The sequence below is a fragment of the Tabrizicola sp. genome, assembly GCF_041911175.1.
GTDB lineage: Bacteria > Pseudomonadota > Alphaproteobacteria > Rhodobacterales > Rhodobacteraceae > Tabrizicola.
Window position 1 is genome coordinate 30,517 of sequence record NZ_JAYRPN010000014.1, and the last position, 24,996, is coordinate 55,512.

22 protein-coding genes and 1 tRNA gene are annotated in these 24,996 nt (G+C 66.6%); 13 read left to right on the forward strand and 10 right to left on the reverse strand.

Annotated elements, in window-relative coordinates:
• Positions 1 to 10 precede the first annotated feature (10 nt).
• The 3 genes from recF (at position 11) to gyrB (ending at position 4,262) form a co-directional block, all read left to right on the forward strand.
• A complete protein-coding gene (gene recF, locus ACE3P6_RS01470) occupies positions 11 to 1,105 on the forward strand; it encodes a DNA replication/repair protein RecF (protein WP_374391192.1) in 1,095 nt (364 codons plus the stop codon).
• 4 nt (positions 1,106 to 1,109) lie between these two features.
• Entirely contained in the window at positions 1,110 to 1,730 is a 621-nt protein-coding gene (locus ACE3P6_RS01475) for a LysE family translocator (protein ID WP_374391193.1), read from the forward strand.
• A gap of 81 nt (positions 1,731 to 1,811) precedes the next feature.
• Positions 1,812 to 4,262 (forward strand): DNA topoisomerase (ATP-hydrolyzing) subunit B, encoded by a 2,451-nt coding sequence (gene gyrB / locus ACE3P6_RS01480; protein WP_374391194.1) that lies wholly within the window; start codon positions 1,812 to 1,814, stop codon positions 4,260 to 4,262.
• On the opposite strand, the gene ACE3P6_RS01485 is transcribed toward gyrB, so the two are convergent.
• The 5 genes from ACE3P6_RS01485 to ACE3P6_RS01505 all read right to left on the reverse strand — a co-directional run bounded on the left by ACE3P6_RS01485 (position 4,259) and on the right by ACE3P6_RS01505 (position 11,715).
• A complete protein-coding gene (locus tag ACE3P6_RS01485) occupies positions 4,259 to 6,082 on the reverse strand; it encodes a hypothetical protein (protein ID WP_374391195.1) in 1,824 nt (607 codons plus the stop codon). The genes gyrB and ACE3P6_RS01485 overlap by 4 nt on opposite strands.
• A gap of 200 nt (positions 6,083 to 6,282) precedes the next feature.
• Entirely contained in the window at positions 6,283 to 7,269 is a 987-nt protein-coding gene (locus tag ACE3P6_RS01490; RefSeq protein WP_374391196.1) for a uroporphyrinogen decarboxylase family protein, read from the reverse strand.
• Positions 7,266 to 8,321, reverse strand: a complete 1,056-nt coding sequence (locus ACE3P6_RS01495; RefSeq protein ID WP_374391197.1) for a DUF4037 domain-containing protein — start codon at positions 8,319 to 8,321, stop codon at positions 7,266 to 7,268. The genes ACE3P6_RS01490 and ACE3P6_RS01495 overlap by 4 nt, the downstream gene beginning before the upstream one ends.
• Before the next feature lie 27 nt (positions 8,322 to 8,348).
• Positions 8,349 to 9,635 carry an L-rhamnose catabolism isomerase gene (gene rhaI / locus ACE3P6_RS01500; protein WP_374391198.1) on the reverse strand — a complete coding sequence of 429 codons (1,287 nt, stop codon included), beginning with the start codon at positions 9,633 to 9,635 and terminating at the stop codon, positions 8,349 to 8,351.
• 10 nt (positions 9,636 to 9,645) lie between these two features.
• Positions 9,646 to 11,715 (reverse strand): bifunctional rhamnulose-1-phosphate aldolase/short-chain dehydrogenase, encoded by a 2,070-nt coding sequence (locus ACE3P6_RS01505; RefSeq protein ID WP_374391199.1) that lies wholly within the window; start codon positions 11,713 to 11,715, stop codon positions 9,646 to 9,648.
• 158 nt (positions 11,716 to 11,873) lie between these two features.
• Here ACE3P6_RS01505 and ACE3P6_RS01510 point away from each other — a divergent pair, with 158 nt between their 5' ends.
• The 6 genes from ACE3P6_RS01510 (at position 11,874) to rhaM (ending at position 17,839) form a co-directional block, all read left to right on the forward strand.
• Positions 11,874 to 12,674, forward strand: coding sequence for a DeoR/GlpR family DNA-binding transcription regulator (locus ACE3P6_RS01510; protein ID WP_374391200.1), 801 nt, complete (start codon positions 11,874 to 11,876; stop codon positions 12,672 to 12,674).
• Between the two features lie 41 nt (positions 12,675 to 12,715).
• Entirely contained in the window at positions 12,716 to 13,762 is a 1,047-nt protein-coding gene (locus tag ACE3P6_RS01515; protein ID WP_374391201.1) for a rhamnose ABC transporter substrate-binding protein, read from the forward strand.
• Between the two features lie 133 nt (positions 13,763 to 13,895).
• Positions 13,896 to 15,407: a sugar ABC transporter ATP-binding protein gene (locus tag ACE3P6_RS01520; RefSeq protein WP_374391202.1), complete on the forward strand. Its 1,512-nt coding sequence runs from the start codon at positions 13,896 to 13,898 to the stop codon at positions 15,405 to 15,407.
• 157 nt (positions 15,408 to 15,564) lie between these two features.
• On the forward strand, positions 15,565 to 16,572 hold the full coding sequence (locus ACE3P6_RS01525) for an ABC transporter permease (protein WP_374391203.1): 1,008 nt from the start codon (positions 15,565 to 15,567) through the stop codon (positions 16,570 to 16,572).
• Positions 16,569 to 17,525, forward strand: a complete 957-nt coding sequence (locus tag ACE3P6_RS01530; RefSeq protein ID WP_374391204.1) for an ABC transporter permease — start codon at positions 16,569 to 16,571, stop codon at positions 17,523 to 17,525. Before ACE3P6_RS01525 ends, ACE3P6_RS01530 begins: the two co-directional genes overlap by 4 nt.
• Positions 17,525 to 17,839, forward strand: a complete 315-nt coding sequence (gene rhaM, locus ACE3P6_RS01535; RefSeq protein WP_374391205.1) for an L-rhamnose mutarotase — start codon at positions 17,525 to 17,527, stop codon at positions 17,837 to 17,839. Before ACE3P6_RS01530 ends, rhaM begins: the two co-directional genes overlap by 1 nt.
• A 64-nt stretch (positions 17,840 to 17,903) precedes the next feature.
• Here rhaM and ACE3P6_RS01540 read toward each other — a convergent pair whose 3' ends face one another.
• The gene (locus tag ACE3P6_RS01540) at positions 17,904 to 19,256 is read right to left on the reverse strand and encodes an FGGY-family carbohydrate kinase (RefSeq protein WP_374391206.1); all 1,353 of its coding nucleotides are present in this window, start codon (positions 19,254 to 19,256) and stop codon (positions 17,904 to 17,906) included.
• Between the two features lie 68 nt (positions 19,257 to 19,324).
• Positions 19,325 to 19,400 (reverse strand) — tRNA-Arg (locus tag ACE3P6_RS01545).
• 264 nt (positions 19,401 to 19,664) lie between these two features.
• Between ACE3P6_RS01545 and ACE3P6_RS01550 the strand changes: the two genes are divergently transcribed.
• Positions 19,665 to 20,684: a LacI family DNA-binding transcriptional regulator gene (locus ACE3P6_RS01550; RefSeq protein WP_374391207.1), complete on the forward strand. Its 1,020-nt coding sequence runs from the start codon at positions 19,665 to 19,667 to the stop codon at positions 20,682 to 20,684.
• A gap of 74 nt (positions 20,685 to 20,758) precedes the next feature.
• On the opposite strand, the gene ACE3P6_RS01555 is transcribed toward ACE3P6_RS01550, so the two are convergent.
• From ACE3P6_RS01555 to ACE3P6_RS01565, 3 genes are read right to left on the reverse strand one after another with little or no spacing between them, the layout of a single operon-like run.
• Entirely contained in the window at positions 20,759 to 21,205 is a 447-nt protein-coding gene (locus ACE3P6_RS01555; protein ID WP_374391208.1) for an NUDIX hydrolase, read from the reverse strand.
• Positions 21,206 to 21,208: 3 nt separating this feature from the next.
• Positions 21,209 to 21,487 carry an NfeD family protein gene (locus ACE3P6_RS01560; RefSeq protein WP_374391209.1) on the reverse strand — a complete coding sequence of 93 codons (279 nt, stop codon included), beginning with the start codon at positions 21,485 to 21,487 and terminating at the stop codon, positions 21,209 to 21,211.
• A gap of 1 nt (position 21,488) precedes the next feature.
• Positions 21,489 to 22,370, reverse strand: a complete 882-nt coding sequence (locus ACE3P6_RS01565; protein WP_374391210.1) for an SPFH domain-containing protein — start codon at positions 22,368 to 22,370, stop codon at positions 21,489 to 21,491.
• 182 nt (positions 22,371 to 22,552) lie between these two features.
• On the opposite strand from ACE3P6_RS01565, the gene ACE3P6_RS01570 reads away from it, so the two are divergent.
• Genes ACE3P6_RS01570 through lpxK form a run of 3 tightly spaced genes read left to right on the forward strand, consistent with a single transcriptional unit; the run spans position 22,553 to position 24,981 of the window.
• Positions 22,553 to 22,798, forward strand: a complete 246-nt coding sequence (locus ACE3P6_RS01570) for a DUF4170 domain-containing protein (protein ID WP_374391211.1) — start codon at positions 22,553 to 22,555, stop codon at positions 22,796 to 22,798.
• A 3-nt stretch (positions 22,799 to 22,801) separates the two neighbouring features.
• On the forward strand, positions 22,802 to 23,995 hold the full coding sequence (locus tag ACE3P6_RS01575; RefSeq protein WP_374391212.1) for a 3-deoxy-D-manno-octulosonic acid transferase: 1,194 nt from the start codon (positions 22,802 to 22,804) through the stop codon (positions 23,993 to 23,995).
• Positions 23,995 to 24,981: a tetraacyldisaccharide 4'-kinase gene (lpxK, locus tag ACE3P6_RS01580; RefSeq protein WP_374391213.1), complete on the forward strand. Its 987-nt coding sequence runs from the start codon at positions 23,995 to 23,997 to the stop codon at positions 24,979 to 24,981. Before ACE3P6_RS01575 ends, lpxK begins: the two co-directional genes overlap by 1 nt.
• The last annotated feature ends 15 nt before the right edge of the window (positions 24,982 to 24,996 follow it).

The window sequence follows — 24,996 nt, forward strand, 5'->3', positions numbered from 1 at the left end:
GGGAAATCCGGTGGGCGGTCTGGCGATCGAAACCCTCGCCTTGTCGCATTTCCGCAGCCACCGGGCGACGCGGCTGGTCTTTGACACCCGCCCTGTGGCCATTGTCGGGCCGAATGGTGCGGGCAAGACCAATGTGCTGGAGGCAGTGTCCTTGCTGTCGCCCGGTCGGGGCCTGCGCCGTGCCGGAGCCGAGGACCTGGCCCGCAAGCCCGAGGCGGTGGGGTGGAAGATCAGCGCCCAGGTCCGGGGCCTTGGCGCGTCGCATGAGCTGGAAACCTGGGCCGAACCCGGCGAGGCGCGGCAGGTCCGCATTGACGGCAAGGCCGCCACGCAGGCCAGCCTTGGCCGGGTGCTGCGCGTGTTGTGGCTGGTTCCGGCGATGGACCGGCTCTGGATCGAGGCTGCCGAGGGCCGCCGCCGCTTCCTTGACCGGCTGACGCTCAGCTTCTTCCCCGAGCATGCCGAACAGACGCTCACATACGAAAAGGCGATGCGCGACCGGAACCGGCTGATCAAGGATCAGGTGACGGATGCGCAGTGGTATGCGGCGCTGGAAGCCCAGATGGCCGAGGCGGGCGAAGCGATCACCGCCCACCGCCGCGCCGCCATCGCCCGCATTGCTGCCGCCGCCGATCCGGCCAGCGCCTTTCCCTCTGCCGAGCTGAAACTGACCGGGCCGGAGGGCAGTGAGGAACCGCACGACCTTGCGCTTGCGCTGGCCGAGGGCCGTCGCCGTGACATCGCTGCCGGGCGCACCCTGATCGGCCCGCATCGCGCCGACCTGCTGGCCCGCTACACCGCCAAGGATGCGCCCGCCGACCAGTGTTCGACGGGGGAGCAGAAGGCGCTGCTGATCAGCCTGATCCTCGCCAATGCCCGTGCTTTGGCGCAGGACCTGGGCCAATCGCCGATCCTGCTGCTCGATGAGGTTGCCGCCCATCTTGACGAGGTCCGGCGCGCCGCGCTCTACGACGAAATCTGCGCGCTTGGCGCACAGGCCCTGATGACCGGCACCGAAGCCGGGCTTTTTGCCGCCCTGGGCAACCGGGGCCAGTCCTTCACCGTCCGCGAGTCCGGGGCCGGTTCACAGATCACGATGGAATAACCGAATGAGCGTTTCGTTTCATGAACTCCTCCTTTACGCGCTTGGCATGGCGGGCCTCTGGGCGGTTCCCGGGCCGGTCTGGGTGGCGCTGACGGCCCGCGCCCTGTCGGGTGGCTTTGCCGCCGCCTGGCCGCTGGCGATCGGTGTCGCCATCGGCGATCTGGTCTGGCCGCTGACCGCGATCCTGGGCCTTACCTGGATCGAAAGCGCCTATGGCGACTTCCTACAGGTCCTGCGCTGGGTGGCGGCGGCGATCTTCCTGGTCATGGGATACCTCTTGATCCGCAAGCCCGCCGCCACCCTGAACGCCGACAGCCGCCTGACCCGGCCCGGCATGTGGGCGGGCTTTTCGGTGGGCGTCGCGGCGGTGATCGGCAACCCGAAGGCGATCCTGTTCTACATGGGGGCGCTGCCCGGCTTCTTCACGCTGGAGCGCCTGACCGCCCCCGATGTGGCGGTGATCATCGCGATTTCGGCGGCGGTGCCGATGGCAGGGAACCTGGGTCTGGCCCTTTTCCTTGACCGGGCGCGGCAGCTGCTGTCCAGCCCGGAAAGCGTGCATCGGCTGAACGTCGGCTCGGGTATCCTGCTGATCGGCGTCGGGTTGGTGATCCCCTTCCTGTAGCTACCAAATCTGGTGGCTCAGGGGTGACATTCCCGCCCCGAACCGCTATAAATCGCGCGCAACGACAAGGGTTCCCCACGCATGGCCGAAGCGCCCAAGAAGCCCGCCGAATACGGCGCCGATTCCATCAAGGTTCTCAAAGGGTTGGAGGCTGTTCGCAAGCGGCCCGGCATGTATATCGGCGACACCGACGATGGCTCGGGCCTGCACCACATGGTGTACGAGGTCGTGGACAACGGCATCGACGAGGCGCTGGCGGGCCACGCGACGGCGGTGGTGGTGAAGATCCACGCCGATGACAGCGTTTCCGTCTTCGACAACGGCCGCGGCATCCCGGTCGACATCCACCCCGAGGAAGGCGTTTCGGCCGCCGAGGTCATCATGACCCAGCTGCACGCGGGCGGGAAGTTCAACAACACGGATGAGGGCGGGAACGCCTACAAGGTCTCGGGCGGCTTGCACGGCGTGGGCGTGTCGGTGGTCAACGCGCTGTCGGAATGGCTGGAGCTGATCGTCTGGCGTAACGATACCGAATACCGGGCGCGGTTCGAGGATGGCGAGTGCACGGTGCATGTCCACGAGGTCGGCCCCGCCCCCGGCAAGCGCGGGACCGAGGTGCGCTTTCTTGCCTCGGCCAAGATCAACCGGCCGGACGGGACTTTCTCCAACCTTGATTACAGCTTCAAGACGCTGGAAACCCGGCTGCGGGAGCTGGCCTTCCTGAACTCCGGCGTGCGGATCATCCTGGAGGACGAACGCCATGCCGAACCGCAGAAGGTTGAGCTGTTCTACGAAGGCGGCGTGCGGGAATTCGTGAAATACATCGACCGCTCGAAAACCGCCGTCATGCCGGAACCGATCTACATGGTCGGCGAGAAGAACGGCATCGGGGTCGAGGTCGCGATGTGGTGGAACGACAGCTACCACGAAACCGTATTGCCGTTCACAAACAACATTCCGCAGCGCGACGGCGGCACGCATCTGGCCGGATTCCGCGGCGCGCTGACCCGGACGATCACCGGCTACGCCCAGTCTTCCGGCATCGCCAAGCGCGAGAAGGTGGATTTCACCGGCGACGACGCGCGTGAGGGGCTGACCTGCGTCCTTTCGGTCAAGGTGCCGGACCCGAAATTCTCCAGCCAGACCAAGGACAAGCTGGTCAGCTCCGAGGTCCGCCCGGCAGTCGAGAACCTGGTCAACGAAAAGCTGGCGGAATGGTTCGAGGAGAACCCCGGCCCCGCGAAGATCATCGTCGGCAAGATCGTCGAGGCCGCGCTGGCCCGCGAAGCCGCCCGCAAGGCGCGCGAGCTGACCCGGCGCAAGACCGCACTGGACGTGGCCTCGCTGCCCGGCAAACTGGCCGATTGCCAGGAGCGGGATCCGTCGAAATCCGAACTCTTCCTCGTCGAAGGCGACTCGGCGGGGGGCAGCGCCAAGCAGGGGCGCAGCCGCAGCAATCAGGCCGTCCTGCCCCTGCGCGGCAAGATCCTGAACGTGGAACGCGCCCGCTTCGACCGGATGCTCTCGTCGCAGGAAATCGGCACCCTGATCACCGCGCTTGGCACCGGGATCGGTCGCGATGAATTCGACATCGGCAAGCTGCGCTACCACAAGGTCGTGATCATGACCGACGCCGACGTCGACGGCGCCCATATCCGCACGCTGCTGCTGACCTTCTTCTTCCGCCAGATGCCGCAGCTGATCGAGGGCGGCTATCTCTACATCGCGCAGCCGCCGCTGTACAAAGTCGCGCGCGGCAAGTCCGAGGTCTACCTGAAGGATCAGGCCGCCTTGGATGACTATCTGGTCGAGATGGGCACCGAAGGCGCGGTCCTGCGCCTGACCGACGGCACCGAGATCGCGGGCAACGACCTCGCCCGGGTGATCGAAGGCGCGCGCCAGTTCCGCCGGGTGCTCGACGCCTTCCCGACGCACTATCCCCGCGCGATTCTGGAACAGGCGGCGCTGGCCGGGGCTTTCGACCCGGGCCGGGCGGATGACGACCTGCAACTTGTCGCCGACACGGTGGCCAAACGCCTGAACCTGATCGCGCCAGAGTTCGAGCGCGGCTGGCAGGGCCGGATCACCCAGGACCACGGCATCCGGCTTTCCCGCATCCTGCGCGGGGTCGAGGAGTTGCGCACGCTCGACGGCGCGGTCCTGCGCTCGTCGGAGGCGCGCAAGCTCTCACAGCTGGCGGGCCAGCATCGCGATATCTACCGCGACCCCGCGCGCCTTGTCCGCAAGGACCGCGAGCAGGCGATCCACGGGCCGATCGACCTGTTGAAATCCATTCTGGCCGAAGGCGAGAAGGGCCTCACGCTCCAGCGCTACAAGGGCCTTGGGGAGATGAACCCGGATCAGCTCTGGGAAACCACGCTCGACCCCGAGGCGCGGACGCTGTTGCAGGTCAAGGTCGACGACCTGGCCGAGGCGGACGACATCTTCTCCAAGCTGATGGGCGATGTGGTGGAGCCGCGCCGCGATTTTATCCAGCAGAACGCGCTCAGCGTCGAGCATCTGGACTTCTAAAGCCACCCCAGCGGGTGTGCCGAGAAGCCGTGGCAGGCCGACCCGTCGGGGAAGTCGATCGACCAGTTCTCCGGCGTGGTCGGTCGGCCTTCGCGCGCCCAGCGGCCCCAGCGGGCGGCGATGATGGCGTGGATGTCCTTGCGGCGGCAAAGCTGTTGCAGTGCAAGGAAAAGATAGTGGTGCATGAAGGGGCTGGCGAGGGCAGGCTGGCCTGGCAGGGCCTCATCCCTCAGGTCCAGTGACCGCGCAATGATCCGGTCCGCCAGCGCGCTCGCCTCCGGCCCCTCGACCATCCCGGTCAGGATCAGCAGCGCCAGAGCCAGCTGGCTTGCCGCCTCCCCGCCGGGACTTTCGCGCCAGCCGTCCGCAGCGCGATGCCCCTGCAACGCCTGAGCCAGATCACCTGCCTGTGCTGCCCAATCCGCCGTCCGGCCCACCTTCTCCGCCAGCCCCGCCGCCAGCCTTAGCGCATGCAGGTTCCGCAGGTTCAGGGTGAGGTTCGGCTCCGCCCGGCTCATCGGCGACCAGTCGAGGAAAAGCCTGCGCCCCGGCGGATTGCGCAACAGGCCGTCCGGCCCCAGGTGCGTCGCCATCCGCTCCAGCATGCGGGTCAGCGTTCCCCAATGTCGCTGCCAGATCGCTTCCGGCTCGGAAATACCGGGATGCGTCGCGCAACCGGCCAGAAGTTCGACCCAGCTGAAGTTGTAATCCGTCACCGCATAGGCCGGAACCTCCCCCGGCAGCACGCTCGGCAGGAACCCCTCGGCATCCGCGCCTTCTGCCGCCATGTCGATGGTGAAGAGCAGCGGTCGGGGATCGTCGGAGATCGCCCGCAGCGCCCAATCCTGCGCGACAGCATCGCCAACCCACAGGCTCGACTCGCGCCAGACCCCGTCGACAAAACCATCCTGCAGGCAGTTGAGCGTGGTGCGGCGACACAACTCCGCGACGGCCTTAAGTTCCGGGTGCAACGAGGGCAGGGGCCGTTCCTCCACCGGCGTCACCGGCAGGCGGACATGGAACCTGGGCGCGAGAGAAACGCCGCCGCCCTCCAGCGCAAAGACCAGATAGCGCGCGCCGCGGGGCGTGAAGCCCTCCACCAGCTGCCAACCGGGGCGCAGGGTGAAGCGGTCGGTCGGGCGCATCCGGCAGTAGGTCGCGGGGTCGGAAAGCAGGAGGTCGCCCTCCCGCAGCTTCTCGGCGTAAGAGATCAGCAGGCGCTCTCCCCCCGAGGCGGTCACTTCCACGCCCGCCAGACAGGCGCGGCTTTCGCCCAGGTCGAAGATCCAGATCGCCGAGGCCCCGCGTGGGAGAAGGGCGGGGGCGGGGGTTTCCGAGGAAAGTGAAAATGCTTTTCGCAGGTCGCTGTGCGGATCATCCGACACCGCAACTGCCGGACCCACCCGCACCTGCCAGGGCCTATCCAGAGCCTGCACGCCCTCCACCGGCAAGGCGGTTGCGCGGGGCCGCAGGCGATGCCAGATCGGTCCTTCCGCCTCCTGCACCACCCGGACGGCATCCCAGGCAGAGGCGTCGGCTTCGATCCAAGCCTCCTCCAGCCCAAGGTTGCGGTCCTCGATGCCCGTTCCGTAGATCGACACCCGGTCCACCCGATCCGACCACGACGCATCCCGCCGCGCCTTCCAGCCCGGTCCGGTGGTCAGCACGACCCGTCCGGCCAGCTCCAGCCAGCCGATCAGCCCACAGGCGCCGCGATGGACATAGGCGAAATGAGAATAGCCGGGGGAATAGACCTGAACCGCGATCCGGTTCACGCCGAGGCGCAGGTGGTTTCCGATCAACCGTTCGTCAACGGCCATCGATGTAGGCCAGGACCGCTCTGGGCCGCGACCGACGAACACCCCGTTGATCCAAAGGCGATAGCGGCTGTCGGCGCACAAGCGAAGGATCGCCTCTGCAGGGATAATATCGATCTCGATATCCGCACGAAAGTTCACATAAACGTCGCGCAAGTCGAACGGATGCGCCGGGCCGATCCAGTGCGTCCCGTCAGGAGCCTTCACTGCAGCGTCCCGTATTGCGCTGCCAGCTTGTTCACCAGCCGATAGGCCCGGACCAGCCGCGCGGGCGGAATGTCCGGCTGGATGAAATGCCCGCCGTTGAAGATGAACCCGCCGCCGGGGGCATAGATGCCGAAGCGTTCGGTGATGTACTCGTCCAGCTCGTCGCCGTCGTATTTCAACAGCCCGTCCACCACGTCGAGCGAGCCGTAGATGACGATCTTGTCGCCCCATTTCGCCTTGACCTCACGCGGGTCCATCCCGGCGCTTTCCTGCACCGGATGCCAGGAGGTGTAGCCCATCTCGATGATGTCATCGACGACTTGCAGGATGTAGCCGTCCGAATGCAGATTGACCGGCATCCCCCTGGATCTTGCGTGCTGCACCACCCGCATCGCATAGGGCTTGATCAACTTCCGCCAGGACTTCGGCGAGAACAGCATCGTCCCGTTCGATCCCCAGTCGTCCGAGAGCGTCATCATGTCGACGCCCGCCTCGATCATCTGGTCGACCTGCACGCACAGCCAGTCGGCGTAGCGGTCGAAGAAACCGGCCATCAGGTCGGGGTTGCCGCCCAGGTTCATCCAGCAGTTCTCGATCCCGAGAAAGCTCGAAGTCCCCTCCACCATCCCCCAGCAATGCGCCAACACGCAGCGCTTGCCCTTGTGGTCGCGGATCGCGGTGGCGATGTTGGTGCCGCCGAAATCATAGTTCCAGTCGGTGAAGTTCAGCCATTTCGGATCGCGCGGGTCCTCCAGCGGCACATCGGCCAGCTCGTGGATGTCGAAGCGGCGGCCGTGCTGGTTCGGAAAGGGCATCAAACCGACGAAGACGTCGATCCCGAATTCCTCGATGAACTTCTCACGCGGGCCGTAGTCTGCCTCCAGCCGCTCCAGGAACTGCTTCTGGTAGAGCCAGCAGTCGATGGGCGTGCGGTCCACCGGCTGGTGGTTGATCGTGGCCATCACCCGTTCATAACCGTTCATTCGCATTCCTCCAGAAGCAGCATGCGCCGCCAGTCCTCCAGCCCCACCCCGGCGACGAATTCGGAATGGAACCCCTCCCAATGCACCTGTTCCCATTGCGGAACCACGCCCCGGATCTCGACCGGACATTTGCGGATCAGCTCGGCATAGGCCGATTCCAGCAGCCGGTAGCCCGAGGTTGCCGAGACCCTGTAGCGCGGATGCGGGGCGATCAGCCCGTCTTCCACCATCGCCTGATCCAGCACGTCCGACATCTGGTGCAGCAGGTCGAGCTTCCGCTCCCACGAGGTCGAAAGCTTCGGGGCTTCCTCGACGATGGCGGCCAGCCGCGCGCCCATCCGGGGCAGGCGGTGGAACATCGTGGCCAGCCACTTGTCATAGGGGTAGTATTGCCGGTCCAGCAGGAAGGCCATCTGTACGCCCCAGCGCAAGGAGCGGGCAAAGGTGGTACTGGCGTAAAGCTCGTTCTCGCGCAGCAGCGCCCGCTTCAGCGCATAGACCCCCATGCCGCTGAAATACCGACACCAATGCGCCAGCCGCCGCAGCCGGACCTCCTCCGGGTAATAGCCCGCCAACGCCTCCCGCACCGCCGAGAATCGGCCCGAGGGGTCATGCCAGACCTCCCCGGCGGTGATGTGCATCACGTCTTCCTCGGGGATCGACAGCCATTGTGAATAACTGTTCGGCGGCGCATCAAGCCCGATGGTCGACCGCAGGTGATGCTCCAGCGATCCCAGCGCCACGCCCTTGGTCCGGGTATAGCCCTCGCGCAACTCCCGGCCCCGCCACGCGGACGGCAACCCTTCGGCCAGCGCATCCTCGATCGCCGCCCCGCGCGTGTTCATCAGCTCTTCTGGCAGCAGGACGTTCACCCGCAGCCCGAAGTGGTGGTCGGCGGAATACACATCGTCCAGCCGCAGCACCTCCGACCCGTAGCCGAAGACACCTGCGGCCATCTGCGCCGTCTCCGCCGGGAAACGGGCGGCCAATAGGGGCAGCACCACCTCATCCCAGAAGGCGTGGCTTTCGTCGATGATCGAGTGCTTCTGCATCCAACCGGCCTCCCCTCCGGCCCGAACTCAGACGATGCCGGACGAGGATCCCTTCACCTCGGGCCGCTCCTTCGCCACCCGGTCGCGGTAGCCGCTGGCGCGATAGGCCGCGATGGGGTCATAAGCCCCGCCCTGCCGCATCCGCGCTTCCGCCAGGATCGGCGAGACATCGGTCAGGAACCCGGCTTTCAGCGTGCGATGCGCGGCCATCACGTCGTTGGCCTCCTGCGCCTGCGTCAGAGCCTTTCTGTCCACCAGAGAGGCCTGAACATAGGCGCGCGCGATCTCCACCGCCGACGCCATCAGGCTTTCGATCGGGTCGGTGACGTTGTGGCTCTGGTCGATCATGTAGGAGGGCGCAAAGCCCTTGGCCCCGCGCAATTCCGCCTCGACCAGTTCGTTGAAGACCAGGAACAGGCGGAACGGATCGACCGAGCCGCTATCCAGATCGTCATCCCCGTATTTGGAGTCGTTGAAGTGGAACCCCGCCAACCGCCCGACATGGACCAGCCGCGCCACGATCTGCTCGATGTTCACATTGGGCGCGTGGTGGCCAAGGTCGACGAGGCATTTCGCCTGCGGCCCCAGATGTTGCGCCGCCATCAGCGACGAACCCCAGTCGCTGATCACCGTCGAATAGAACGCCGGCTCATACATCTTGTGCTCGATGAACATCGCCATATTCGGGGGCAGGGCCGCATAGACCTGTTCCATTGCCGACAGATAGGCCTCGAACATGCCCCCAAGGCTCTGCTGCCCGGCAAAGTTGGTCCCGTCGCCGATCCACACCGTCAGCGCAGGTGCGCCAAGGGCCTTACCGATCTCGATGCATTCGATGTTATGCGCCACCGCCTGCGCCCGGATATCCGAACGGACGTTCGCTAACGATCCAAACCGATACGAAAGCCTCTCATCCGCCTGGTCCTGGAAGGTGTTCGAATTCACCGCATCGAACCCCAGCCCGTACTGCGCCGCCTCTTGCCGCAGGGCGTTGTAGTCGGAAACCTTGTCCCACGGGATATGCGGGCTGACCGTTCGCGTCCCGCGCGTCAGCTGCTGGATCACCCCGCAATCGGCCAGCTTGTCGTGGATATTGCGCGGCTCTCCCTTGCCGGGGAAGCGGGCGAAGCGCGTCCCCCCGGTCCCCACACCCCAAGTCGGCACCGCGACCGACCAGGCCATTGCTCGGATCACCAGCGCCTCGATGTCCACGCCCCGGCGCTGAAGCTTACGCCCCAAAGCGCCGAACTCATCCTCATGCGCCACCCGCGCGGCGTCGTTCAGCGACCCGACCAGATCTTCGGAAATCAGCATCCCCGCCCCCTCAGCGCGTGAAGGACACGGCATTGCCCGCGTCCACGTTCAGGAAATTCCCCGTCGATTTCGCCGAGAGGTCGGAGGCGAAGAAGAAAACCCCCTCCGCGATATCCTCGGGGAAGACCGACCGCTGCAACAGGCTCCGCTTGCGGTAGTGCTCCTCCAGTTCGGAAACCGCGATCTTGTTGGACGCGGCGCGCTGCTCCGACCACTCACCCTTCCAGATCTTCGATCCGCGCAGCACCGCATCCGGGTTCACCACGTTGACCCGGATCCCCAGCGGCGCGCCCTCCAAAGCCATGCAGCGCGCGAGGTGAATCTCCGCCGCCTTCGCCGTGCAATAGGCGCTGGCACCCGGCGACGCCGCCACCCCGTTCTTCGACGAGATGAACACCATCGACCCGCCGATTCCCTGAGCCTTCAGAACGCGATAGCCCTCACGCCCCACGAGGAAATACCCCGTCGACAGGATGTCCATCGTCTTGTTCCACATCGCGAGGGTCGTATCCTCGACGGCTGCCGCGCTGGTGATCCCGGCATTGTTCACCAGCACATCCAACCCGCCGTACTCGGCCACCGTGTATTCCACCGCCGCAATGACCGCCGCTTCGCTCGTCACGTCCATCAGCACGCCGCGCACCATGTCGCGGCCATAACGCTTGCCAAAGCCCGCCACGACCTCGTCCAGCGCGGTCTGGTCGATGTCGGCCAGCACCACGTTGCACCCTTCGCGCAGCAGCCGTTCGGCGCTTGCCGAGCCGATCCCGCCCGCGCCGCCGGTGATGAAGGCCACCCGGCCTGCCATCGGCTTGGGCTTCGGCATCCGCTGCAGCTTGGCCTCTTCCAGCAGCCAGTATTCGATGTCGAAGGCCTCCTGCTCCGGCAGGCCCTGATACTGCGAAACGCCCGAGGCCCCCCGCATCACGTTGATCGCGTTGACATAGAACTCCGCCGAGACCCGCGCCGTCGCCTTGTCCTTGGCGAAAGACAGCATCCCCACGCCCGGCACCAGATAGATCACCGCATTTGGGTCGCGCATGGCGGGGGAGTTGGGCCGCTTGCAGCGGTCGTAGTAGGCAGCATAGTCGGCGCGATAGCCCGCGATCAGCCCGTCCAGCGCGCTCGCATCTGCATCGGCGGGCACGATCAGCGGCTTGATCTTCGTCCGCAGGAAGTGGTCGGGGCAGGACGTCCCCATCGGCGCCAGTTCGTCCAGCGAACGGGAGTTCACGAATTCCAGCACCTCCGGCGCATCGGTGAAATGCCCCACCATATGCGCACCGCCCGAAATCCGCCCCCGGATCAGCGGCATCAGCCGTCGCGCCGTGGCCCTCCGGTCCTCCGCCGCCAAGCCCGGAACCATCTCGCCCCCGAACACTGGCCGCTTGACGTTCGCGTCCAGCCAGACGGCGGCCTTGTTGATCATCTCCAGCGTCAGCAGGTAGCAGTCCTTCGCCGTGTCTGCCCAGGTGAACAAACCGTGCTGCCCCAGCACCACGCCCTTCAGCTTCGGGTTCTCCTCGGCCATCCGGCCCAGCTTGATCCCCAGGTCGATCCCCGGACGCTGCCAGGGCAGATAGCCAAGCTCACCGCCGAAAATCTCCTGCGTCAGCCGCACCTGATCGGCGCTGGCCGCAATCGCGATCACCGCGTCGGAGTGGACATGGTCGACATGGGCGTAGGGCACGAACCCGTGCAGCCAGGTGTCAATCGACGGCGCGCGGGGGTTCAGGTTGAAGATCGTATGCCCCAGCGCCTCGACCATCGCGTCTTCCTGATCCAGCCCCCGGTACTGCGCCCGCAACTGCATCAGCCTGGACATGTACAGCGTCGCGAACCCGTCCAGCTTCATCGACCCGATGTCCCCGCCCGAGCCTTTGACCCACAGCACCTCCACCGCCTCACCGCTCAGCGGATCGGTGGCGGCAACCTTGGCCGAGGTGTTGCCGCCGCCGAAGTTGGTGATTCGCAGGTCCGATCCCAAGAGGTTCGACCGATAGAGAAGCTTGCCCGGCTCATCCAACGTGGCGGCGGAAGCGTCGTCCCACAGGGACTTGAGGGTGATTTCCTGGGTCATCGGTCCGAACTTTGGCTGAAAGGGTTTGTCCCGCAGGATAGGCGGCAAACGCTCACAGTCAATCACAAAGGCGCATTCTGCATCGCAGAGACTCTTCCGCAACGCAGCATTGCGATTGTTTGTTGACGGATATGAGCGATTCTGACAGCCTTCCACTCATGATGCACGAACGCGAAAGATGGCAGCTGATCCTGACCCGCCTCCGGGACAAGGGGATCGTCCGGGTGGCCGACCTGGTCGGGATCACCGGTGCCTCGGTCGCCACCCTGCGCCGCGACCTTGCCAAGCTGGAAGACTCGGGCCAGCTGAGGCGCGTCCACGGTGGGGCGGAATCGGTCGCCTCCGGCCAGACGCCGCTGACCGCGCCGTCGTTCGACGCCAGCCAGACCCTGAACGCCGACCTGAAGCGGGCCGTCGCACAAGGTGCGGCAAATCTCTGCCAGGACGGCGATTCGATCATCCTGAATGCGGGCTCGACCACCTGGTTCATGGCGCAATGCCTGCGCCAGCACCGGATGCAGGTTCTGACCAATTCCTTCCCCATCGCGCAGGAGCTGATCGCCCATTCGGCGAACCGCGTCGTCCTGCCTGGCGGCGAGCTTTACCGCGAGGCCGGGATCATCCTGTCGCCCTTCGACGAGGATGCGATCCAGCACTTTGCCGCGTCGAAGATGTTCATGTCCTGCTATTCGGTCACGCCGCTGGGCATCATCGAAAGCGACCCGCTGGTGGCGCGTGCCGAGGCGAAGTTGCTGAGCCGCACCGAAAAACTGGTCGTCGTCGCCGACAGCACGAAGTTCGAGGCGCGCGGCAACATGGTGGTCTGCCCGCTGAGCCGTGTCTCGACACTTGTCACCGACACCGGCGCACCGCCGCACATGCTGGATCACCTGCGCCAGCTGGGTGTCGAGGTGATCCTGATCGACCCAAAGCAAGCGAAGGTCCTGACCGCAGCCTGAAGAGGGGGCGGCAGGAAAACCATAACGGGAGGAACTGACAGATGATGATGAAACTGACCGGCTTGGCATTCGCCGCTGGCCTTGCGACCCTGATGGGCTCGACCGCGATGGCCGAACCCGTCACCGCGACCCCCGGACAGGCGGTGAACGCCGTCCTGCTGCCGAAATTCCTCGGCATCCTGCCCTTCGACCAGGCCAACCGCGGCGCGCAGGAAGCCGCGAAAGAGCTTGGTTCGACCGGCACGCTGGAATTCATCGGCCCGACCCCGGAAAACTCCGCCGCCGGGCAGATCGAGATGCTGACCACTGCGACCACCCAGAAGCAGAACGTGGTGATGCTGTCGAACAACGCGGGTGACCAGATCGCGCCTGCCGCCGAAGCCGCCGCCGCTGCGGGCACCAAGGTCGTGACCTGGGACAGCCCGATCCCGAACGGCGCGGGCGAAGCCTTCTTCGTGGCGCAGGTCGACTTCGGCTCGATCGGCACGGTGATGGCCGACATGGCCTTCGACCTCGCCGGTGGCGCGGGCGAATTCGCCGTGCTGTCCGCCAGCCCGGATGCCGCGAACCAGAACGCCTGGATCGACGCGATGAAGAAGGTCCTGGCCGAGGACGCCAAGTACAAGGACCTGAAGCTCGTGGATGTCGTCTACGGCAACGACCAGTCGGAAGAGTCCTACAACAAGGCCCTCGGCCTCGTCGACAAATACCCCGACCTCAAGGTGATCATGGCCCCGACCACCGTCGGCATCGTCGCCGCCGCCAAGGCCATGCAGGACGAGGGGCTGTGCGAGAAGGTCAAGGTTTCCGGCCTCGGGCTGCCTGCCGAAATGGTCAGCTATTCGCTGAACGGCTGCGCGCCGCAGTTCGCGCTGTGGAGCTTCGTCGACCTCGGCTACCTGACCTACCAGGCCTCCTATGCTCTCGCCACCGGAGCCATCAAGGGCGAGGTGGGTGAGGAATTCACCGCCGGCCGGATGGGGAGCTTCAAGATCGAGGAAGACCCCGGCCGCGCCGGTGCCAAGCGCATCCTGATGGGGCCGTTCACCGTCTACACCAAGGACAACGTCGAAGCCGCCGCCAACTGAGGCGCTACAGACGGCCCGACACCTCGCCGGACCTGTCCCGGCAAAGCACCTCCCTCCCCCCTTTGTGGGGGAGGGATGGGGTGGGGGGCACCCGGCCTCCACTCGCTGACCTCTTCAAATCGGAACCCGCCCCGTGACCCAGCCGGTCCTGGAACTTCAAGGCCTGTCGAAAAGCTTCGCCGCCACCCAGGCGCTGAAGGACATGAGCCTTTCCGTCCTCCCCGGCGAGGTCCACGCCATCGTCGGCGAAAACGGCGCGGGAAAATCCACGCTGATCAAGATCATGACCGGCGTCCACCAGCCCGACAGCGGCACGATCCGGGTCGAGGGCCAGCCCGTCACGCTCAAATCCACCCAGGCCGCCCAGGACGCAGGCATCGCCGCGATCTACCAGGAGCCGATGGTCTTCCCCGACCTCAACGTCGCCGAGAACATCTTCATCTCGAACCGCGCCAAGGGCCGGATCATGCGCTGGTCCGATCTGACCCGCGAGGCCAATGCCCTCATCGCCCCCCTCGGCGTGAAGCTCGACGTCCGCCGCGCCGCTGCGGGCCTGACCCTCGCTGAACAGCAGACCGTGGAGATCGCCCGCGCGCTGTCCCTGAAGGTCAAGGTCCTGATCATGGACGAACCGACCGCCAGCCTGTCCGCCCATGAGGTCGCCCGCCTCCTCGACATCGCCCGTGCGCTGAAGGCGCAGGGGGTGGCCGTGATCTACATCTCGCACCGGCTGGACGAGATCTTTCGCATCGCCGACCGCGTCACCGTGATCCGCGACGGCCAGCACATCTCGACCAAGCCCATCGCCGAGGTCACCGAGGACGGTCTCGTCAAGGACATGGTCGGCCGCGCGCTGGAAAGCTTCGCCGTCAAGACCGCCGCCAACCCGCATGGCGAGACCCTGCTCTCCGTCCGCGACCTCGGCCTTCAAGGCACCTTCCGCGGCATCACTTTCGATCTCCACAAGGGTGAGGTCCTCTGCCTCGCCGGTCTCGTCGGCGCCCGGCGCACCGATGTCGCGCTCTCCCTCTTCGGCATCGCCCCGGCGACGGAAGGCACCATCATGCTGGCCGGTCAACAGGTCCGCATCACCACCCCGCAGCAGGCAATGGACCTTGGCCTCGCCTATGTCTCGGAAGACCGCCGCAAGCTTGGCCTCGCGATGCCCTTGTCGATCCTCGCCAACATCTCGCTGGCGAGCCTCAAGAAACTCCTGAAACCCTTCGGCCTGATCGACCGCCAGGCCGAGGCCGCGATGTCTGAGGCCTACCGCAAGCGCCTCGCCATCCGCTCCCCCGACAGCCTGATCGAGGTCGGCAAGCTCTCCGGCGGCAACCAGCAGAAGGTGATGCTGGCGAAATGGCTGGAGACGAAGCCAAGGGTCCTCATCTTCGACGAACCGACCCGCGGCATCGACGTCGGCGCCAAGGCCGAGGTCCATGCCATCATCCGCCAACTCGCAGCCGAAGGCGTCGCCATCCTCGTCATCTCTTCCGACCTGCCCGAAGTGCTGGCTCTCGCCGACCGTGTGCTGGTGATGCGCGAGGGTCGCCAGGCCGGCATCCTCCCTATCGAACAAGCCACGCAAGAGCGCGTCATCGCCCTCGCCGCCGGACAGGCCACAACCGAGCGGCCCGCAGCATGACCGCGCGCGCCCATGTCCTTTCACATTTGCCCAAATATCCCCGCCGGAGGCATCCCGAGCCGGTTGCGCGTTCTTCACGCGCAGAGGCGAGACAAAAGGCCTGCGCGTCAGCGCTCAATTCAATAGCCGCCCCGACCCGCGCCACCGGGGGGCAGGAATGACGACGCTGCTCACCCGCGCCTCGCCGCAGACCCTGCGCCTTCTGGCCCTTGGCCTCGCCCTGCTGGCGACCATCCTCTTCTTCGCCACCCAGATCGAGGGCTATCTCTCCCCCCGGATGTTCACCCGGATCAGCACCTCCGCCGCCGTGGTCCTGCCCATCGCGGTCGGCCAGGCCATCGTGATCATGACCCGCAACATCGATCTCTCCGCCGGGTCGGTGATGGGCGTCACCGCCTACATGACCGGGCAGCTTCTGAACGCCATGCCCGACCTGCACCCCGTCCTCGCCGTCCTGTTCTGCATGGCGCTCGGCGGCGCGTTCGGCGCGTTGAACGGCATCATCATCGCCTTCGGTCGCGTCCCGTCGATCATCGTCACCCTCGGCACGCTCGCACTCTACCGCAGCTTCCTCGTCGAATGGTCCGACGCCAAGACCATCACCACCGCCAGCCTGCCGCAATGGCTGGTGGACCTGCCCTCGGCCAACGCCTTCTCCATCCTTGGCCTCGACATCCGCGTCACCGTCCTGATCGCGATTGCCGCCTGCCTCGTCAGCGGCCTCGCCCTCACCTTCCTCCGCCCCGCGCGCCGCTTCTATGCCGTGGGCTCCAACCCCGACGCCGCCGTCATGGCCGGGATCAACGCCCGCCGCGTGGTCCTTACCGCCTTCATCATCAGCGGAGCCTTCGCCGGCCTCTCCGGCTTCCTCTTCCTCGCCAAGTTCGGCAACATCACCGTCGTCGCGGGCCTCGGCTTCGAACTCAAGGCCATCGCTGCCGTCGTCGTGGGGGGCGTCTCCATCATGGGCGGCTCCGGCTCGATGATCGGTGTCCTGATCGGCGCGCTTCTGGTCGACACCATCGACAACTCGCTCACCCGCTGGGCCGTCGTAAGCGAATTCTGGCGCGATGCCCTGCTCGGGGGGCTGATCATGGCCGCAGTCACCCTCGACACCCTCGCCAGCCGCCAGCTCACCAAGCTTCGCAAGGGGGGACAGCAGTGACCAAATTCCTCACCCCCTGGGAAACCGGCCTTCTCGCCGTCTTCCTCGCCACCCTTGCGCTCAACGCCAGCTTCGCGCCGGAATTCCTGACGGTGCAGAACCAGATCAACCTGTTCCAGCTTTCCATCGAGAAGATCATCGTCGCGCTGATCATGACCCTCGTCATCATCAATGCCGAGATCGACCTCTCCGTCGCCTCGATCATGGGGCTTTCCGCCGCGCTTTTCGGCTATCTCGTCAACGCCGGAACGCCCGGGGGCCTCGCCATCCTCATCTGCCTCGCGGCGGGTCTGATCGCCGGTCTCGTCAACGCCACCCTCATCGCCCGCGTCGGCATCCCCTCGCTGGTCGTCACGCTGGCCATGCTGATCGGCTTCCGCGGCCTCGCGCGCGTGCTGGTGAAAGACAACTCGCTTGGCAACTTCCCCACCTGGTTCACCGACCTTGGCCAGAAAGGCCTGATCGGGCCGATCCCGCTCTCCATCCTCCTCTTCTTCGTCCTCCTGATCCTCCTCGGCATGACCCTCCACCGCTCCGGCTTCGGGCGCCAGGTCATCGTGATCGGCACCAATGCCGAGGTCGCCCGCTTCTCCGGCCTGAACGTCGTGCGGGTGAAGACCACCCTCTTCCTGCTCTCCGCGCTGATCTCCGCGCTCTGCGGCCTCCTCTACGCCGCCCGCCTTGGCTCGGTCAGGGGCGACACCGCCTTCGGCTTCGAACTCGACATCATCACGATGGTCCTTCTGGGAGGCGTCAGCATCTTCGGCGGCAAGGGCAGCATGACCGGCGTGTTTCTCTCGATCCTCATCATCCTGAACCTCAGGAACGGCATGGGCCTGATGAACCTGACCGGCCACATCCAGACCGGGGTGATCGGCATCCTGCTGATCGCCTCGGTCCTGCTGCCGAACCTCCTGAGCGACTTCCGCGCTCGCCGCAGAAAGGACGCCTGATGCAACGCCACGCCTTCAAGATGCACCTCAACCCCGGGATGGAGGCCGAATACACCCGCCGCCACGACAAAATCTGGCCGGAGCTGGTGCAGCTCCTCAAGGACACCGGCATCTCGAACTACTCGATCCACCTCGACCGCGAAACGCATACCCTCTTCGGCTACCTCGAACGCCGCGACGGTCACACGATGAACGATCTGCCCAACCACCCGGTGATGAAGAAGTGGTGGGCCTACATGGGCGACATCATGGCGACCAACCCCGATGGCTCCCCCGTCGCGATCCCGCTGACGGAAACTTTCTACCTGCCCTGACCGCTCCTCGTTCGGCTTCGCCTCCTCCTCGCCCGCGACGAGAAGCGAAGCGCACGAGGAGCAGTCACCAGCGCGCCACCGCCTCCCGCCACGCGCCGACATACCCGGTCCACAGCGGATCACTCTCCGGTCCCACCTCCAGCGCCGCAGGCCCCTTCGCCTGTAACGGCCCCGCCAGCAACGCCGCCCCCAGCCCCGTCCCGGCGCCCTGGCCCGCGCCGCGCACGACCCGCCCCGTCGCCGTCGCCAGCATCCGCAGGAAAGCGAGGTTGCCGCCGAAGGCCCCCTCCACGATCACCGGCCCCTCGGCTCCCGCCAGCGCCAGACACTCCGCCCCCATCAGCGCCGCAAAGAAGGACGCCGCCGCCATCCGCGCCCCGCCATCCGGCTCACCACCCACCCAACCGAACCGTTTCCCCGGAAACGGCCCAGTGTCAGGGTGCAGGGACGGCATCGCCATCACCCGCCGCTCCAGCACCCCACGCAACTCCCCATCGGACGGCTCGACGATCCGCCCTCCCATGATCTCCTCCATCTCGCGGCCCCCCATGAACCGCGCCGTCGGCACCGGCTGGCCCAGTGCGTTCACGTTCACCAGCACGTCCCGCGCGGGGTCCAACTCCACCGCCCGCCCGCCCAAGGCCATCACGATCATCCAGGTCCCGGTCGACAGCACCCCGCAGGGCGCCTCCGCAAGATGCGGCACCAGCGAGGCATTGGAGTCATGAATCCCGCACAGCACCGGCGTCCCCACCGGCAATCCCGTCGCCGCCGCCACCTCCGGCAGCACCGGTCCCAGCACGTCCGCCGCCTTCCGCACCGGCGGGAACAACCCCTCCCAGCCCATCCGCGCGACCAGTGACGAAAACCGCCCCTGCCACGGGTTCCACAAGTCCGTATGGCAACCCAGCGAGGTCGCCTCGCTCGCCGCCACGCCCGACAGCCGGAACGCCCAGTATTGCGCCAGCATCAGCGCATGCCACGCCGTCGCGAACTCCGCCGGAAACGCCCGCTCCAGCCAGAACAGCTGCGCCCCCACGTTCAGCCCGCCCGGCAAGCGCGGAGATCCTGTCTCCCCAAACCCCGGCCGCACCGTCTCATATTCGGCGTCGACAAGGTCCGGCCCGTCATGCTCGTAGTCCAGCATCGGCAGCGCCAACCCGCCGCCTTCATCGACCAGAACACAGGCCGCCCCATGCGTGGTGATCGACACCGCGTCCACCCCGCGCGCCGCCGCCAGCTGCAGGCCGGACAGCACGAAAGCCCACAGCGCCTCGATGTCATGATGCGGATAAGGCCCGTCGCGCCGGACCGCGTTCGGGGATCGCGCCAGCACCTCCTCGACCCCGGTGGCAAGGTCGACGACCAGCACCTTGGCGTTGGTCTTGCCGATGTCCAGAACCGCAATCCGCCGCATCCGCCTGCCCCCGAGAACCCCTCAAGGCCAAGCCTATCCGATTGATTTCGTGGAAGGAAGCGTCACGATGGTGACCCCGGATGGATTCGAACCATCGACCTGCCGCTTAGGAGGCGGCCGCTCTATCCCCTGAGCTACGGGGCCCCGTATCTGGGCCTGCGCCCGTCATGCGACGAAACCGTGTCGATTTCAACCATCGGCAAAAGAAAAGGGGAGGCAAGTTTGGCCCACTACCTCCCCCTTGGTCCGTCGCATCCAGTTTGAGAGCTTGGCTAGGATGCGCCAGATATTGCCAGTTCGAAGCCGCGCCTCGATGACTGTTAGCGGTAACAGTAGCAGGAGAAACCGGCTTGGACAAGCCTTCTCTTTGGCGCTAACAAGGGATTGCCGCAGCAACGGAACCGCGTCTTGACCAAACCCACGCCCGACCCGCGCCACACCCTCACTCTTCGCGACGTGTCCGAAGCATCGGGGGTCAGCGAAATGACGGTCAGCCGGGTCCTGCGCAACCGGGGCGACGTGTCCGCCCCGACCCGGGAAAAAGTGCTGGAGGCCGCCCGCACCCTTGGCTACGTCCCGAACAAGATCGCCGGGGCCCTGGCCAGCCAGCGGGTGAACCTGGTCGGCGTGGTGATCCCGTCGCTGTCGAACATGGTCTTCCCGGAAGTGATGACCGGGATTTCCGAAACGCTGGTCGGCACCGGCCTGCAACCCGTGGTCGGCGTCACCAACTACCTGCCCGACCGCGAGGAATCGGTGATCTACGAGATGCTCAGCTGGCGCCCCTCCGGCATGATCATCGCGGGCCTCGAACATTCCGCCGCCTCCCGCGCCATGCTGGCCCGCGCGGGCATCCCGATCGTCGAGATCATGGACATCGACGGCACGCCCATCAACCATGCCGTCGGCATCTCGCACCGCCGCGCCGGACGGCAGATGGCCGAGGCGATCGTCGCCGCCGGCTATCGCAAGATCGCCTTCCTCGGCACCCAGATGCCGAACGACTTCCGCGCCAAGAAGCGGCTGGAGGGCTTCGAGGAGGCCTTGGCCAAGGCTGGCCTGTCGCTGGTCGACCGCGAGTTCTACTCTGGCGGCTCGGCGCTCCTGAAGGGCCGAGAGATGACGGCGGCGGTGCTGAACCGGACGCCGGACGTCGATTTCCTGTATTTTTCCAACGACATGATCGGGGCGGGGGGACTGCTCTACTGCCTTGCGCAAGGCTTCGATGTTCCCGGAAGCATCGGTCTTGCCGGGTTCAACGGGGTGGAACTGCTGGACGGCCTGCCGCGCAAGCTGGCGACGATGGACGCCTGCCGGTTGAAGATCGGTCGCAAGGCCGCCGAGATCATCGCCAGCGCCCCGTCCTCTCCTCAAGTCGAGGAACTGTTCCCGACGCTCGAGCCGGGGGACACGATCCGCCGGTCGTAGGGTGCGCTGTAGCGCATCCTACACAAAGCGAAAATGCTACCACCCGGTGAACGACCACAGCCAACCCATTGAAATCACGTCGGCCCGTCATTCCGCCCAGCGTGGACACCGGCGAGGTCCGCCCACACGATCCGCGTCCGCCGCTGCAGCTCCGGCACCGCCCTTGGGTGCCCCAGGAACCCCTCGACCGGCATCAGTTCCCAACCCTGCCCTTCGTCGCCGAAGCGGATCTGGCCGACCTCGGCCCGGCTCAGCCAGCCCCCGAAGAAGACCGAGACTCGCCCCGTCTCGACCATCGACGGGAACTCCCGCCGCCAGACCAGCCGGTCAGGGGGCAGCCGCAGCCCGAACTCCTCCCACAGCTCGCGGAGCAGGCAGTTCTCCGGCCCGTCCTCCCCCTCGCGCCCGCCGCCGGGCAGGTCCCAGAGGCCGGGCCAGCGCAGGCCCGGTTTCTCGTCGCGCAGGTAGGTCAGCACCGAGGCGCCGCAGAACAGCGCCGCCTTGGCCCCGGTGAAGTCCATGCCTCAGGGGTTGTCGTTGATGTCGCGGTCCCAGATCTTCACCTGGCCCTCGCGCACCCCCATCGTCCGACGCAGGACCAGCCAGGCCGCGATCGAGACCACGGCGAAGATCAGGACCAGCGCCGGCACCCCGGCGGGGATGCCGATCCCGACCAGGATGCCGGTCAGGACCGCCCCGATGGCGAAGCCGAGGAAGATGAACCCCGGCACCATGATTTCCAGAACTCCCAGTGCGAAGCCCAGGATCACCCAGGCCCACCAGGTTGCGGCCAGTGCTTCCATCTCAGCCCCGTCCTTTCAGCATCTTGAACGCATCGCCGAAGGCCTCCAGCGCGTTGGCGGGCACCAGGATCGTCTGCTTGCCCTGGCCCGAAGCCACAGCCTGCAAGGCCTCGACCTGCTTCAGCGCGACCTGGAACTGCGCGGCTTCCAGCCCGTTCTCCTTGATCGCACCCGCGATGACGCCAGTGGCATAGGCTTCGGCATCCGCTGTCACACGGCGGGCCTTGGCGGCCTGTTCGGCGGCGTAAAGATCGGCATCCGACGCCAGCTCGACCGACCGCTTCTTGCCCTCGGCCTCCATCACCTGCGCCCGCCGCGCGCGTTCGGCGTTCAGCTGCTGCAGCATCGCGGCGCGGGTCGCCTCGTCCAGGTTCACGTCCAGGATTTCGGCCCGGGTCACTTCGACGCCCCAGTCATCGACCATCGCCGTGACCTGCTCGCGCACGCGTTCGATCAGTTGCGCCCGGTTCGACTGCACCTGATCCAGCTCCAGCTTGCCGATCTCGGACCGGACGATCCCGGCCACGGTGGTGGCAATCGCCCCGTCCACGTCGCGGATACGATAGACGGTCTTTTCCGGTTCGGTGACGCGGTAGAACACCGAGGTCTCCACCTTCACCAGCACGTTGTCGGCGGTGATGGCGTCCTGGCTGGCGTTTGGCAGCTGGCGTTCCAGAACGGAAACCTTGTGCGCGATCCGGTCAAGGAACGGCACCACGAAGTTGATCCCCGGCCCCAGAACCGCGCGCAGCCGACCGAAGCGTTCGACGACATGCTTTTCCGACTGCGGCACGATCCGCACGCCAAGGAAGATGCACAGGATGAAGAAAAGTGCGATGGCCAGGTAGACCCCGGGCCAGCCGATGAGAAAATCTGCGTTCACGTCAACTCCTCCATTTCAAATCCGCCGCAGCCTTGCCTGCAGCCTTGACGGGAATGTGAGGCCAGACGCCGCCTCGCGCAAGTCCCCCATACCCTGCCACCGGTCCGCCCACCCTGCCTTGGACTTCCCCCTTCCGGCGGAACCGGATAGGGTCCGCGCGGTCGAACCAGACGGAGCCAACGATGACCCAGCGCCTGCATCTCGTCTTCGGGGGCGAGCTGACGGACCCCCAGACGAACGTCTTCCGCGACGTGGGCCAGATCCACATCGTCGGCATGTTCCCGAACTATGAAAGCGCCTATCGGGCCTGGAAGGGCGAGGCGCAGCGCACGGTGGACAATGCCCACATGCGCTATTTCATCGCGCATATTCACCGGCTGCGCGACGAAGCACAGCCGGGTTCGGCCACCGAGGAGCTGGGCGACTGACGCATGGCCTCTCCGCTTGGCCTGACGCTGTACAACCTGGGCCAGCGGCGCGAGCCGGGCGAGGGCGCATCCCGCCCGCCCCGGCCCGCCGGGCGGCTGATCTGGCTGCACGCGCCGGGCGAGGGGCTGGTCAGCCCGATGCGGGCGCTGGCCCGGCGTCTGGTCGAGGAAGACGGGCTGCCGGTGCTCCTGACCGCGCCGGTCGAGACGGAGCCGTTGCCGGGGGTGGTCCTGCAGCCTCCGCCGGTGGACAGCCCGGTCGATGCGCGTGCCTTTCTCGACCATTGGCGGCCAGAGATTGCCCTCTTCGCCGGAGGCCAGCTTCGCCCCGCCGTCATGCACGAGGCGGGCGAGCGGCAGATTCCGATGCTTCTGGTCAACGCCAAGGCCCCCGCCTTCCTGCGTGAACGCGACGGCTGGTATCCCGGCCTGATGCGCTCGGCGCTGGTGCGATTCCGGGCGATCCTTGCGGTGGACGAGGCTGCGGCGCGGGCCTTCCGCAAGGGTGGCGCCGCGCTGTCGGCAGTCGCCGTGACGGGGCGGATGGAGGAAGAGGGCGTCGTCCTGCCGGGGCTTGAAGCCGAGCGCGCCTCGCTGGCCCGGCTTCTGGCCGCCCGCCCGGTCTGGTTCGCGGCCGGTGTGACCGAGGCCGAGGAAGAGGCGGTGCTGCAGGCCCACCGGAAAGCCCTGCAACATTCGCATCGCTTGCTCTTGATCCTGATATCCAAGGACCCCGCGCGCGCCGCCCTCCTTGCCGCGCGGTTCGAGGCAGAGGGCTGGGCCGTCGCACAGCGTGCGCAGGACGAGGAGCCCGAACCCGAGATCGAGGTCTTCATCGCCGACAACCCGGCGGAATACGGGCTTTGGTATCGCCTCGCCCCGGTGACTTTCCTGGGCGGCAGTCTTTTCGGCAAGGGTCCGACCCGCAACCCGATGGAGCCGGCGGCGCTGGGGTCGGCGATCCTGCACGGCCCGCGCACCGGAACTGCCGGGCCGGTCTTCGTCCGGCTTGGCGCGGCACGGGCGACGCGGGCGGTCGCGTCGGCCAGCGATCTGGGCGAGGCGCTGGGCGAGCTGCTGGCGCCCGACCGCGCGGCGCGGCTGGCGCAGGCGGCCGGGGGCGTGGTCCGCGAGGGGGCCGAAGTGACCGAGGGTGTCCTGACCCGCATCCGCGCCATCATGGACGGGGAAACCTGATGCGCGCGCCCGGCTTCTGGTGGCGTGCGCCGGACCGTCCCGGCCTGCTTCCCCGTCTTCTTGCCCCGCTCGGCTGGATTTACGCCGCAGGCACCGCGCGCCGGTTGCGTCAACCGGGCCATGTCCCGCAGGTCCCGGTGATCTGCGTCGGCAACCTGACCGCCGGGGGCGCGGGCAAGACCCCTACCGTCATCGCCCTGATCGAGCGCCTGACCGCCCGGGGCCGCAAGGTCCATGTCGTCAGCCGGGGCTATGGCGGGCGGCTCGAAGGCCCGGTGCGGGTGGAGGAGACGCGCCACCGGGCCGAAGAGGTGGGCGACGAGCCCTTGCTCCTGTCCGCCTTCGCGCCGGTCTGGGTGGCGAAGGACCGTGCTGCCGGGGTTCGTGCCGCCGAGGCTGCGGGGGCGGAGGTGATCCTGATGGACGACGGGTTCCAGAGTCCGTCGGTGAGGCCCGCGCTGTCGCTGGTCGTGGTGGACGCCGCGCGCGGCTTCGGCAATGGCCGCTGCATTCCGGCGGGGCCGTTGCGCGAACCCGTGGCCACCGGGCTTGCCCGTGCCGATCTGGTGCTGACCATCGGCGATGAGGCCGCACAATCGCAGTTCGATGCGGTCTGGGGGACGCCGGACCTTTCCCGTTTGCGTGGGTGGCTGCAGCCGCTGCAGATGGGCATGGACTGGAAAGGTGAGCGTGTGCTCGCATTTGCCGGGATCGCCGACCCGTCCCGCTTCTTCGCTTCGTTGCGGGCCGAGGGGGCGGAACTGGTGCGCGGCGAGGCGCTGGGGGATCATGAGACCCTGTCGGAAACGTTGTTGCGGCGGCTGGAGATGGAAGCCGCGGCAACTGGTGCTCAGCTTGTCACCACGGAAAAGGATGCCGCCCGCCTGCCGCCGCAGTGGCGGGCGAAGGTGCTGACGCTGGTGGTGCGGCTGCAGGTCGAGGACTGGTCGGCGATGGACGCAGCTTTCACGAAGGCCGGAGTCTAAAATTTTTCTAGAAAA

What these genes read in the sequence shown, in the direction of transcription:
- lpxK (WP_374391213.1), top strand. Translation starts at nt 23,995, where the DNA reads ATGCGCGCGCCCGGCTTCTGGTGGCGTGCGCCGGACCGTCCCGGCCTG.
- ACE3P6_RS01490 (WP_374391196.1), bottom strand. Translation starts at nt 7,269, where the DNA reads ATGAACGGTTATGAACGGGTGATGGCCACGATCAACCACCAGCCGGTG.
- ACE3P6_RS01560 (WP_374391209.1), bottom strand. Translation starts at nt 21,487, where the DNA reads ATGGAAGCACTGGCCGCAACCTGGTGGGCCTGGGTGATCCTGGGCTTC.
- ACE3P6_RS01510 (WP_374391200.1), top strand. Translation starts at nt 11,874, where the DNA reads ATGATGCACGAACGCGAAAGATGGCAGCTGATCCTGACCCGCCTCCGG.
- ACE3P6_RS01475 (WP_374391193.1), top strand. Translation starts at nt 1,110, where the DNA reads ATGAGCGTTTCGTTTCATGAACTCCTCCTTTACGCGCTTGGCATGGCG.
- ACE3P6_RS01525 (WP_374391203.1), top strand. Translation starts at nt 15,565, where the DNA reads ATGACGACGCTGCTCACCCGCGCCTCGCCGCAGACCCTGCGCCTTCTG.
- ACE3P6_RS01555 (WP_374391208.1), bottom strand. Translation starts at nt 21,205, where the DNA reads ATGGACTTCACCGGGGCCAAGGCGGCGCTGTTCTGCGGCGCCTCGGTG.
- ACE3P6_RS01575 (WP_374391212.1), top strand. Translation starts at nt 22,802, where the DNA reads ATGGCCTCTCCGCTTGGCCTGACGCTGTACAACCTGGGCCAGCGGCGC.
- ACE3P6_RS01570 (WP_374391211.1), top strand. Translation starts at nt 22,553, where the DNA reads ATGACCCAGCGCCTGCATCTCGTCTTCGGGGGCGAGCTGACGGACCCC.
- ACE3P6_RS01495 (WP_374391197.1), bottom strand. Translation starts at nt 8,321, where the DNA reads ATGCAGAAGCACTCGATCATCGACGAAAGCCACGCCTTCTGGGATGAG.
- rhaI (WP_374391198.1), bottom strand. Translation starts at nt 9,635, where the DNA reads ATGCTGATTTCCGAAGATCTGGTCGGGTCGCTGAACGACGCCGCGCGG.
- ACE3P6_RS01485 (WP_374391195.1), bottom strand. Translation starts at nt 6,082, where the DNA reads ATGGCCGTTGACGAACGGTTGATCGGAAACCACCTGCGCCTCGGCGTG.
- ACE3P6_RS01540 (WP_374391206.1), bottom strand. Translation starts at nt 19,256, where the DNA reads ATGCGGCGGATTGCGGTTCTGGACATCGGCAAGACCAACGCCAAGGTG.
- ACE3P6_RS01515 (WP_374391201.1), top strand. Translation starts at nt 12,716, where the DNA reads ATGATGATGAAACTGACCGGCTTGGCATTCGCCGCTGGCCTTGCGACC.
- rhaM (WP_374391205.1), top strand. Translation starts at nt 17,525, where the DNA reads ATGCAACGCCACGCCTTCAAGATGCACCTCAACCCCGGGATGGAGGCC.
- gyrB (WP_374391194.1), top strand. Translation starts at nt 1,812, where the DNA reads ATGGCCGAAGCGCCCAAGAAGCCCGCCGAATACGGCGCCGATTCCATC.
- ACE3P6_RS01505 (WP_374391199.1), bottom strand. Translation starts at nt 11,715, where the DNA reads ATGACCCAGGAAATCACCCTCAAGTCCCTGTGGGACGACGCTTCCGCC.